Here is a 10980-nt window from a genome sequence, read left to right as displayed (position 1 = left end):
TCCGCTCGGGAAACGTCCCATGAGCGTTTGTGGCCGACGCCGTTCCGCGCCCGGAATGTCACACCGCGGGCATGTCCGGGCCGATTCTGCTGCGTACGGCGGTTTGCACCTCTGCCTCTTCGGCCGGATCCGCGGCGAGGCGGCGCAAACGCTCGGCCACGCGCACGTCACCGGTCTCGGCGTGCAGGGCTGCGACTTCCCGGGTGGTCTCCTCGCAGTCCCACAGGCATTCGACGGCGAATCCGGTGGGGAAGGAGGGGTCGGTCGCGGCGAGCGCGCGGGCCGCGCGGCCGCGCAGCTGCGAGGACGCGGTCTCGCGGTAGACATGGCGCAGTACGGGTGCGGCGCAGGCGATGCCGAGCCGGCCGGCTCCGTCGACGAGGGTCCACAGCAGGGTGGCGTCGGGCCCGTCGGCCCGTACGGTCTCGCGCAGCGCGCCGAGCACCAGCGGGGCGTCGCCCGCCGTGCCCCTGCAGGCGAGCACGCCCGCCGCCGATGCGCCAAGCGCGTCGGGCCGGTGGACCCAGCCGCGGGCCCGGTCGACGGCTTCGTCGCCGCACATTCGCTCGAACGCCGAGACGGCTGCCTCGGCGACGGCGTGGGAGCCGCCGGACACGGCGGCCTCGATGAGGTCGAGCACGACGGTGTCGCGTGACTCGGCGAGATAGTGCAGTGCGGCGCAGCGCGCGCCGTCGGATCCCGCGCGTGCGGCTTCGACGATGGCGGGCCGGTCCTCGGGTCCTGCGACGGCGGACAGGCATCGGGCGGCGGGCACGTGGAGGGCACTGCCGCGCTCCAGGCCCTGGTCGGCCCAGTCGAAGACTGCCTGGACGCTCCAGCCGGGGCGGGGCCCGCTGGGCCGCATCTGGCGCTGCCAGCGGTCGAAGGAGCCCGCCTCCTGGGCGGCGCGCACCCGAGCGCCGATCGCCTCACTCCGGTCCTCGGCCCACAGCCGCCACGGCCGCGGTTCGAAGGCGTCGCGTACGGCGACGGCAAGTTCGGCGTCGCCCTCTGGGGTGGCCGGGAAACGGGCGAGTACGGAAGTGGCCAGCGCCCGCAGGCCGGAGTCGTTGTCGCGCAGGGCGAGCTCGTCGAGCGCCCAGGCCCAGTTGGCGCCGTTCGCGGCGTAGCGCCGCAGCAGTGAAAGGGCGTCGCCCCTTCCGTACGAAGCGAGATGCCCGAGCACCGAGAGCGCGAGGCCCGTCCTGGCCTCGTCGGTGTCGAGGTGGTCGTCGGTGTCGCACAGGTGGCGCTCGATCTCCTCGAGACTGCCGTGGAGATCCAGGTAGAGGCGCGCGTAGTACAGGGAGCGGTTCTCGACCTGCCAGTCGTGGCGGGGGTCGTTCAGTACGCAGTGGTTGAGCGCGGCGAGCGCTTCGGCGCGCGGCGCTGCCAGCGCGTGCAGCGTGCCGTCACCGCGGCCCCTCTGCAGCAGGCCGAGCAGCGTGCCGCTCGGCGCTATGACTGGATCGAACATGGGAAAAGCCTCACATCAAGCTGTCGACGCAACCGGGGAGTGGAGATACCTAGGCCGCGCAGCAACATGTCGGGCCGCCCGTTGTCTTCCGCTTGGTGTAGACCATCTTCCTCTGCCTCTCGTCGGTGGCCCCAGGGGAACTCCCGGATGAAGTCCGGGGTAGGGCCCGACGTCATGATGACCCACCCATATCGCCACCGCGACCACATTTACGGCGTCCCTCCCGGCGACCGCTCAACAATCCGTCAACGGCCTTCCGGCGACCGCTCATTGGTCGCCGAACAGCTCCAGGAGGTCCGCCTTCCCAAACATCCGCGCTGTATCCACGGCGGACGGCGTCCCTGCCTTCGGGTCGGCTCCGCCGGCCAGGAGTACGCGGATGACGGCGTCCTCGCTCTTGAAGACGGCACCGGCGAGCGGCGTCTGGCCGCGGTCATTGGCCCGGTCCGGCTCGGCGCCGCGGGCGAGTAGGGCCTCCACGGCCGGGGCGTGCCCGTGGTAGGCGGCCAGCATCACGAGGGTGTCGCCGCGGTCATTGGTGAGGTTGGCGGGCACCCCGGCGTCGATGTACGCGGCGAGTGCCTCGGTCTCTCCCTGGCGCGCCAGGTCGAAGACCTTGGTGGCGAGCTCGATCACCTCGGGATCCGGCGCTTCGCTCATCGGAAGGACCGCCTTTCACTGCGTTGACCTGGGGCGCACGGCAGGAGCAGCCGTACGAGTGAATCGACAGGGTACTGCCCGCACTCCGAGATGAGGCGGTCCGGCCGCGGCAAGGATCACCGCGGGGGAGGCACTGTGCAGCGCAACCGCGCAGTGTGCCCCCCGGCCGGAGGTCCGGCGTCCGCCATTGGAGTGAAATCACAGGAATTTCACCCATTTGCACCTTTTATCACATAGATGCTTCCTGTGAGCATGGAAGTACTCATGGTGACTGTCCCCTCAACCAGGAGAACCACTCATGATCCTCTCCATCTCAGGCGTCGTGCTGCTCGGCATCATCGTCTTCCTCTTCTTCAGGAAGGACGGGCTCAAGGGCTCTCACGCCTTCGTCTGCTCGCTGTTCGGCTTCTTCATCTCGGGCACGGCCATCGCGCCGAGCATCAAGGCCGGCAGCGCGAGCCTCGCCAGCCTCCTGGGCGGGATCAAGTTCTGACTCCGGCACTACCGGTCCTGACTCCCGCAGTACCGGCCGGCACCATGTGCACCACCAGCACCTTCAGGAGACCGATGTGGCCCGGCGACCACTCCCCCGCATTCTCAGCAGCGGCAGCGCACAGATCGCCCGGAGCCGGGAGATCGCGCGCACGGCCGCCGACAGCGCCACGGACGTCCTCCATCCGCTGATCACCATCACCCGCGGTCTGCGGCAGCTGGCGGTCATGGCCCGGCACAGGTGGGCCGCCACGCCCAAGGATCGGCGTGGTCCCACGCTGTTCCTGGCCGCGTCCTGCGTCCTGGTGGTCGCGCTCATCCCGTACGGGCCGCTGGTCGCCCTGATCTCGGTGATGGCCGCGGCCGCCTGGAAGGGCCGGGTGCGTACGCCGGTGAAGAACGGCCCGGACGAGGCGGAGGCCGGCCGGCTGCGAGCCCTGTACGAGGCGCTCGTGCCGCACTTCTCCGTCGCCGAGGACCCCGCTCCGCTGTTCGCCCACGGCGGCGACTGGAGCAAGGCCTTCAGCGACTACGAGTTCGACGGCAATGGGCGCCTCACCCGGCTCCGGGTGGCCTATCCCGCGTACTTCACCGACGGCGAGGCCGAGTCCCGGGCCCGCATCGAGCAGCTGCTGCACGCCAAGTCCGGGCGCGGCCGCGAGTATCTCTTCACCTGGGACGAGGAGGGCAACCGGCTCGTGATGAGCGTGCTGCCCGCCCTGTCCACCTCCATCGCCGCCCAGCGTTTTGTCACCGTCCCCGGCGAGACCGTGCTGGGCTTCACCGATGCCGACGCCGTGCGGCGGACCGTGCCGGTGTCGGAGGGCGAGGAGACCAATGACGCCCCGCCGGTCCTCTGGCGCACCGGACCGCGCTCGACGGAGCCGCATCTGCTGGCGGTCGGCGAGCCCGGCAGCGGCACCACGACCCTGCTGCGTTCGATCGCACTCCAGGCCCTGCAGCACGGCGACGTACTGATCGTGGAGGGCAGCGGCACCGGGGAGTACGCCTGTCTCACGGGGCGGGCGGGCGTGCTGGCCGTCGAGTGCTCTCTCGCCGGTGCGCTGGCGAGCCTGGAGTGGGCGGCGCACGAGACCGAGCGTCGGCTGATCGCCGCCAACCGCGCCCGGCAGGCCGGGCATCCCGCGCCCGACGACACCAAGCGCCCGCTGTGGATCCTGCTGGACAGGCCGAGCATCTTCGGCCATCTGGCGGCGGCCGACGGGGACACCGACCCGCAGCAGCTGCTTCAGGTGCCGCTGCGTCACGGCAGGGCCGCGCAGGTCACGGTGGTGGTGGCCGAGCAGTTCGACAGCCTGGACTCGCTCACCGAGACCCTGCGGACGCACACCCGCGCGCGGATCGTGCTGGGCCCGGCCGCCTTCGAGCAGGTCGAGTCCGTCCTCGGCACCCGGCCGCACACCACGCCGACGCCCGAGGTCCCGCCCGGCCGCGGCTACGCACGGCTCGGTACGGGTCCGGTGCTCAGGATTCAGGTACCGGCGACGCCGGACCCGTACGACGAGGCGACGAGCGAGGCACACCGCCGGGCCGTGCTGGAGCTGCTGCCGGAGCGGCAGGACGAGGCCGCGACCGGAGCCGTACCCGATCGGGTCGCGGATCCGGTGGCGAATCCCGTGGCGGCTCCCGTACCGGCCGAGAGCTGACGAGGTCCGTCAGGCGACGAACGTCCTCGGCGCTTCCGTCCCGGTCGTCGCGCCCGTCTCGACCAGCCGGGCCGCGGCTGCCAGCCGCGCTGCCGCCTCGACCGCGACCGGTCCGCCGACCGTGAACGGCAGCCGGACGTACCCCTCGAAGGCCCCGTCGACTCCGAAGCGGGGCCCCGAGGGCACCCGCACACCCACCCGTTCGCCGACCTCGGCGAGCCGGGAGCCGGAAAGACCGCCGGTGCGCACCCAGAGGGTGAGCCCGCCGCTCGGCACGTCGTACTCCCAGTCGGGCAGCTCCCTGCGCAGCGCCGCGACCAGAGCGTCGCGGTTCTCCCGCGCCTGGCCCCGCCGGATGGCGACCGCTTCCTCCCAACCACCGGTCTGCATCAGCCAGTTGACCGCGAGCTGTTCCAGGACGGGCGTGCCCAGGTCGGCATACGCACGGGCCGAGACCAGCGAGCGGATCACATCCGGGGCCGCGCGCACCCAGCCGATGCGCATCCCCGCCCAGAACGCCTTGCTGGCCGAGCCGACCGTGAGGACCGTGCTGCCCGCCGGATCGAAGGCGCAGACGGGCCGGGGCATGTCGATGCCCTCGTCCAGATGGAGCTCGGACATGGTCTCGTCGACGACGAGTACCGTGCCGGCGGAGCGTGCCGCGTCGACGAGGCGGCGGCGCTGGTCCTCGTCGGCCAGGGCGCCGGTCGGATTGTGGAAGTCGGCCACCACATAGGCGAGCCGGGGTGCGGCGTCCCGCAGCACCTGCCGCCAGCGCGGGATGTCCCAGCCGGTCAGCCCTTCGGCCATGGCGACCGGCACGAGCCGGGCGCCCGCTTCCCGCATCAGCTGAAGGATGTTGGCGTAGGAGGGGGACTCGACGGCGATGCGCTCGCCGCGACCGGCGAAGAGATGGCAGATGGCGTCGATCGCGCCCATCGCACCCGTGGTGACCATGATCTGCTCGGGCATGGTCGGGATGCCGCGCTCGCTGTAGCGGTCGGCGAGCATCTGGCGCAGCGTGGGCAGCCCTGCCGGATAGTCGCCATGGGTGTGGGCGTACGGCGGCAGCTCTTCGAGTGCGCCCTGGACACTGCGGGTGAGCCAGGGTTCGGGGGCGGGCAGGGCCGCGCAGCCGAGGTCGATCATCGAACCGAGCGACTCGGGCGGCAGGGGTTCCAGGCCGCGGGCGGGCAGCGGGTTCCCGGCGGGCACAGCCGTCCAGCTACCCGCCCCCCTGCGCGATTCGAGGAAGCCCTCGGCGCGCAGCGCCTCGTAGGCGGCGGCGACGGTCGTGCGGCTGACGGACAGCGACAGCGCGAGCTCGCGTTCGGCGGGCAGCCGGGCGGCGACGGGGACGCGGCCTTCGAGGACGAGCAGCCGGATGCCGTCGGCGAGTGCGCGGTAGGCGGGCGGCTTGCGGGCGCCGGGCCCGGCCGGGCGGGGCTGCTGGGAGGTGAGCTGCCGGGCGAGCTGCGCCGCCCCCACCGCAGAAGTCCACTGCGTCATGGAAGTCAGTCCACCTTCCTCGAATTGGCCATGGTTGGCATCTGTTCCGTAGCCACAGAGTGTCATGAGCCAGTCCACACCCACCACCAGGGGGCGTCAAGTGACCGCCGTGTCCACTCATCTCACCCGCAGGCTGCTGCAGCTCTACATCGGTCTGGCCCTCTACGGAGTGAGCTCGGCACTCCTGGTGCGCGGCGGTCTCGGGCTCGAACCCTGGGGGGTGCTCCATCAGGGTCTGGCCGAGCGGACGGGTCTGACGATCGGGGTCGTTTCGATCATCGTCGGCGCGGCCGTGCTCCTGCTGTGGATCCCGATCAGACAGCGGCCCGGGCTCGGCACGGTCTCCAATGTCTTCGTGATCGGTATCGCGATGGACGGCACGCTCGCCCTGATGCCGGACGCGCACGGACTCGCGGTGCAGATTCCGGTGCTGATCGGCGGCATCGTGCTCAACGGCGTGGCGACGGGCCTGTATATCGCGGCGCGCTTCGGTCCCGGGCCGCGTGATGGTCTGATGACGGGTCTGCACCAGGTCACGGGCCGTTCGATCCGGCTGGTCCGTACGGGCATCGAGGTGGCAGTGGTGGGGACCGGTTTCCTGCTCGGCGGCACGGTCGGCGTCGGCACGGTCGCCTACGCCCTGGCGATCGGTCCACTGGCGCAGCTGTTCCTGCGCGTCTTCGCCATCTCCGATCAGGGCACTGGCAGCACGGTCGTCGCCGCGGGGACACCGGAGCAGGCGATACTGCGAAAGTGACGCGCGTACTCCACCCCTATCTGGACCATCCCTCCACGCTCGCCTTTGCCCATCGCGGCGGTGCGGCCGACGGGATCGAGAACACCGCGGCCGCCTTCCGGCGCGCCGCCGATCTTGGTTACCGCTACTTCGAGACCGATGTGCATACGACCGTGGACGGCAAGCTGGTCGCCTTCCACGACACGACGCTGGACCGGGTGACGGACGCGAGCGGCAAGATCGCCGCGCTGCCCTGGAGCGACGTGCAGCAGGCCAGGGTGGGCGGCAGAGAACCGCTGGCACTGTTCGAAGAACTGCTGGAGGAGTTCCCGGACGCCCGCTGGAACGTCGACATCAAGGCCGAGCCCGCGCTGGTACCCCTGGTCGATCTGATCCGCCGGGCGGGCGCCTGGGAGCGGGTGTGCGTCGGCTCGTTCTCCGAGGGCCGGGTGGCCCGTGCCATACGGCTGGCAGGTCCGCGCCTCGCGACGTCGTACGGCGTGCGGGGCGTGCTGGGCCTGCGCCTGCGCTCGTACGGAATTCCCGCCGCCCTGCGGATGGGCGCGGTGTGTGCGCAGGTCCCCGAGTCGCAGAACGGCATCCGCGTGGTGGACCGGCGCTTCGTGCGGGCGGCACACGAGCGCGGTCTGCAGGTCCATGTCTGGACCGTGAACGACGCGGATCGGATGGCAGCGCTCCTGGACCTCGGCGTGGATGGCATCATGACCGATCATCTGGAGACGTTGCGCACGGTACTGACCGACCGGGGAGTCTGGGTCTGAACCTCGAACGTCTGCACAACGGGACGAGCGAGGGGGCGCGGCGTGACGATCGACACCGCGGATCGGGCGACCGGGACGAATGAGCGCAGACGCGAGCAACGCGGCTGGTACTTCTACGACTTCGCGTGCTCCGTCTATTCGACGAGTGTGCTGACCGTCTTCCTCGGGCCCTATCTGACCGCGGTGGCGAAGGCCGCCGCGGACGCCGACGGCTTTGTGCATCCGCTGGGCATCCCGGTGCGCGCGGGCTCGGTATTCGCGTACGCGGTCTCGGTCTCGGTGGTGGTCGCCGTACTGGTGATGCCGCTGGCGGGCGCGGCCGCGGACCGTACCGGGCGGAAGAAGCCGCTGCTGGCAGTGGCGGCCTATGTGGGGGCGGCCGCGACGACGGGAATGTTCTTCCTGGACGGCGAGCGGTATCTGCTCGGCGCGTTCCTGCTGATCGTCGCGAACGCCTCACTGTCGGTGTCGATGGTCCTCTACAACGCGTATCTGCCGCAGATCGCGGAGCCGGAGGAACGCGATGCGGTCTCCTCGCGCGGCTGGGCCTTCGGCTACACGTCCGGGGCACTGGTGCTGGTACTGAATCTGGTCCTGTACTCGGGCCACGATTCTTTCGGCCTCTCGGAGTCGGCGGCGGTACGGATCTGCCTGGCGTCGGCAGGACTGTGGTGGGGCGCCTTCACACTCGTACCGCTGCGGCGCCTGCGGGACCGGCGGGTGGCGCCGAGCGGCGAGGGCGCGGTCGGGTCCGGCTGGCGGCAGCTGCTGGCCACGCTGCGCGACATGCGCAGGCATCCGCTGACGCTGTCGTTCCTGCTGGCGTATCTGATCTACAACGACGGGGTCCAGACGGTGATCTCGCAGGCGTCGGTCTACGGCTCCGAGGAGCTGGGCCTCGATCAGACGACGCTGATCACCGCGGTGCTGCTGGTCCAGGTGCTCGCGGTCGTGGGCGCGCTGGGCATGGGACGGCTCGCCCGGACCCACGGGGCCAAGCGGACGATTCTCGCGTCGCTCGCCGTCTGGACGCTGATTCTGGCGGCGGGGTACTTCCTGCCGGCCGGGGCACCGGTCTGGTTCTTCGCTCTGGCGGGGGCGATCGGTCTGGTGCTGGGCGGCAGCCAGGCGCTGTCGAGGTCGCTGTTCTCACATCTGGTGCCGCGCGGCAAGGAGGCCGAGTACTTCTCCGCGTACGAGATGAGCGACCGGGGGCTGAGCTGGCTGGGACCGCTGGTGTTCGGCCTCGCATACCAGCTGACCGGCAGTTATCGGGATGCGATCATCTCTCTGGTGGTCTTCTTCGTGCTCGGTTCCGTACTGCTCGCGCGGGTACCGATCAAGCAGGCGGTGGCCGCCGCGGGCAACCCGGTGCCGGAGCGAATTTAGACGTTGAAGTGAAAGGCCGGTAGTGTACGCCTTTGGCTTGCCAGGCGGACCGTTACTGCGCGCTGAAGAAGTGAAATCACTGGGTGACACTTTCTATCAGATGTGACAAACCGGGCACTGGTGGGTACAACAAGGGGCGGCACGACGGGCGACGCATGACCCGGAACGGGAATCTTTACCGCCGACCGGACGTTGCACGGATGACGACGACAGCGACACATGTCCTGTGGGCGACAAGCCCGGGAGGCACGATTCATGAGTGAGCGAGCTCTCCGCGGTACGCGACTCGTGGTGACCAGCTACGAGACGGACCGCGGCATCGATCTGGCCCCGCGCCAGGCGGTGGAGTACGCATGCGAGAAGGGCCATCGTTTTGAGATGCCCTTCTCGGTTGAGGCGGAAATTCCGCCGGAGTGGGAGTGCAAGGTCTGCGGGACCCAGGCACTCCTGGTTGACGGGGATGGGCCCGAGGAGAAGAAGGGCAAGCCGGCGCGGACGCACTGGGACATGCTCATGGAGCGGCGCACTCGCGAGGAGCTGGAGGAGGTGCTGGCCGAGAGGCTGGCGGTCCTTCGTTCCGGCGCCATGAACATCGCCGTGCATCCGCGGGACAGCCGGAAGTCCGCCTGACCGCGTAACACCGCGCGAACAGCGTCATCAATACACAACAGCCGCGGGCCGTCTCACATCACTGTGAGACGGCCCGCGGCTGTTGTGATCTCAGGGCGTCAGCGGGGGCCGGGGCCCCTCGTCCTCGTAACCGCGCGAAGGCTGCGTCGCGTCAGGCCGGATGACCTCACCCTGCACGACCTTCCCGTCCGGCCGGTGAATTCTGGCCTGCTGGAAAGCGTCGCCCAGGCTGCCCGGCGATGCGGCACGCACACGGCGCTCCAGCGACCGCTCCGCGTACCGGCCGAGCGCGGTGCGGACCGGCGGCACCAGGAGAGCCAGACCCACGACGTCGGAGATCAGGCCGGGCAGCATCAGCAGCAAACCGCCGAGCATGAGGAATCCATTGCCCGTGGTGCCGTTGCCCGTGCCGTTGCCCGTGCCGTTGCCCGTGCCGTTGCCGTTGCTCGCCGTGGGGCTCTGACCCTGCTGTTGCTGCAGGGTCTCGGTGAGATTGCGGAAGGCCCGCCGACCGGCGCGCTTGATGACGACGGCACCGAGCACAGCGCCGCCGACGAGCAGAGCCAGCACGGTCAGCCCGCCCGCCGCCGAAGCGACGAGGGTCAGCAGCCAGACCTCCAGGACCACCCAGGCGGCGATGCCGAGCGGGACGAAGGTGCGGGCTCGTGAGCGCTTGGGGACCGTCGGGGTGGGTGAACCGGTCGTCATGCTCCCAGTGTGCCTGGGCGTCCGCCCGAGCGGCGTAAGGGGCCGGTCAGGAGGGCTTGCGGCCGAGTAGGCGATTCGCCCGGTCGCCGACTCCCCAAGCGGTGACCCTCCACAGCGCCTCGACGACGATGTCCCGGCTCATCTTGGAGTCGCCCAGCTCGCGCTCGACGAAGGTGATCGGTACTTCCACGACGTGATATCCGGCGGCGACGGCCCGGCGGGCGAGGTCGACCTGGAAGCAGTAGCCCTGGGAGGCGACTTCGGTCAGCCCGAGACCCTGGAGGGTCTCGGCGCGGAAGGCGCGGAAGCCGCCGGTGACATCCCGGATGGGGACGCCGAGCAACAGGCGGGAGTAGGTGCTGCCGCCGCGGGAGAGGAACTGGCGGTGCTTGGGCCAGTTCACCACGCGCCCGCCGGGGACCCAGCGCGAGCCGAGGACCAGGTCGGCGCCCTTGAGCGCGGTCAGCAGCCGCGGAAGCTCCTCGGGCTGGTGGGAGCCGTCGGCGTCCATTTCGACGAGTACGCCGAAGCCGTGCTCGATGCCCCAGGCGAAGCCCGCGAGATAGGCCGCGCCGAGACCTTCCTTGCCCTTGCGGTGCAGGACGTGCACCTTGTCGTCCTGGGCCACGAGTTCGTCGGCGACCTTGCCGGTTCCGTCGGGGCTGTTGTCGTCGGCGATCAGGATGTCCGCCTCGGGCACGGCTGCGCGCACCCGGGAGACGATCGGCTTGATGTTCTCGACCTCGTTGTAGGTCGGGATGATCACCAAGGCTCTGCCGAGCGGGCCGTACCGCCGCTGACCGCCGTCGTTCACTGCTGCCCCTTAAAGTCCGTGCACACAGCCCCACCATAGCGAGCGCTCGGCGCGCGGCTGCGGCGGCACGGACCTGGGGGGTCAGGGGGCCCGGCGAAGCCCGCGCGAGGGCCGCG

At 70.4% G+C, this 10980-nt stretch carries 11 protein-coding genes; 6 read left to right on the top strand and 5 right to left on the bottom strand.

Annotated elements, in window-relative coordinates; all coding sequences use genetic code 11:
* Positions 1 to 58 precede the first annotated feature (58 nt).
* Both OG905_RS33910 and OG905_RS33905 read right to left on the bottom strand, forming a co-directional pair.
* Positions 59 to 1477, bottom strand: coding sequence for a HEAT repeat domain-containing protein (locus OG905_RS33910; protein ID WP_328680289.1), 1419 nt, complete (start codon positions 1475 to 1477; stop codon positions 59 to 61).
* A gap of 267 nt (positions 1478 to 1744) precedes the next feature.
* The gene (locus tag OG905_RS33905; protein ID WP_328680288.1) at positions 1745 to 2137 is read right to left on the bottom strand and encodes an ankyrin repeat domain-containing protein; all 393 of its coding nucleotides are present in this window, start codon (positions 2135 to 2137) and stop codon (positions 1745 to 1747) included.
* Positions 2138 to 2435: 298 nt separating this feature from the next.
* Here OG905_RS33905 and OG905_RS33900 point away from each other — a divergent pair, with 298 nt between their 5' ends.
* The gene (locus OG905_RS33900; RefSeq protein ID WP_142215972.1) at positions 2436 to 2630 is read left to right on the top strand and encodes a hypothetical protein; all 195 of its coding nucleotides are present in this window, start codon (positions 2436 to 2438) and stop codon (positions 2628 to 2630) included.
* 76 nt (positions 2631 to 2706) lie between these two features.
* Positions 2707 to 4296, top strand: coding sequence for a hypothetical protein (locus OG905_RS33895; RefSeq protein WP_328680285.1), 1590 nt, complete (start codon positions 2707 to 2709; stop codon positions 4294 to 4296).
* A 9-nt stretch (positions 4297 to 4305) separates the two neighbouring features.
* Here the strand turns inward: OG905_RS33895 and OG905_RS33890 are convergent, their stop codons facing one another.
* Complete coding sequence (locus tag OG905_RS33890) at positions 4306 to 5805, bottom strand: SCO1417 family MocR-like transcription factor (protein ID WP_328680283.1); 1500 nt, start codon at positions 5803 to 5805, stop codon at positions 4306 to 4308.
* 64 nt (positions 5806 to 5869) lie between these two features.
* Between OG905_RS33890 and yczE the strand changes: the two genes are divergently transcribed.
* From yczE to OG905_RS33870, 4 genes are all read left to right on the top strand, one after another.
* The gene (yczE, locus tag OG905_RS33885; RefSeq protein WP_328680281.1) at positions 5870 to 6562 is read left to right on the top strand and encodes a membrane protein YczE; all 693 of its coding nucleotides are present in this window, start codon (positions 5870 to 5872) and stop codon (positions 6560 to 6562) included.
* Complete coding sequence (locus OG905_RS33880) at positions 6559 to 7323, top strand: glycerophosphodiester phosphodiesterase (RefSeq protein ID WP_328680280.1); 765 nt, start codon at positions 6559 to 6561, stop codon at positions 7321 to 7323. Before yczE ends, OG905_RS33880 begins: the two co-directional genes overlap by 4 nt.
* A gap of 42 nt (positions 7324 to 7365) precedes the next feature.
* Entirely contained in the window at positions 7366 to 8712 is a 1347-nt protein-coding gene (locus tag OG905_RS33875; RefSeq protein WP_328680278.1) for an MFS transporter, read from the top strand.
* A gap of 255 nt (positions 8713 to 8967) precedes the next feature.
* Positions 8968 to 9342, top strand: coding sequence for an RNA polymerase-binding protein RbpA (locus OG905_RS33870; RefSeq protein WP_142215978.1), 375 nt, complete (start codon positions 8968 to 8970; stop codon positions 9340 to 9342).
* Positions 9343 to 9432: 90 nt separating this feature from the next.
* On the opposite strand, the gene fxsA is transcribed toward OG905_RS33870, so the two are convergent.
* Both fxsA and OG905_RS33860 read right to left on the bottom strand, forming a co-directional pair.
* Positions 9433 to 10050 carry an FxsA family membrane protein gene (fxsA, locus tag OG905_RS33865; RefSeq protein WP_328680272.1) on the bottom strand — a complete coding sequence of 206 codons (618 nt, stop codon included), beginning with the start codon at positions 10048 to 10050 and terminating at the stop codon, positions 9433 to 9435.
* A 46-nt stretch (positions 10051 to 10096) separates the two neighbouring features.
* Positions 10097 to 10864: a polyprenol monophosphomannose synthase gene (locus tag OG905_RS33860; protein ID WP_266489500.1), complete on the bottom strand. Its 768-nt coding sequence runs from the start codon at positions 10862 to 10864 to the stop codon at positions 10097 to 10099.
* Positions 10865 to 10980 lie beyond the last annotated feature (116 nt).

Source organism: Streptomyces sp. NBC_00322 (assembly GCF_036147535.1).
Classification (GTDB): Bacteria; Actinomycetota; Actinomycetes; order Streptomycetales; family Streptomycetaceae; genus Streptomyces.
The sequence above is the reverse complement of the archived record's forward strand: the minus strand, read 5'-3'. Positions and strand labels throughout refer to the sequence as shown.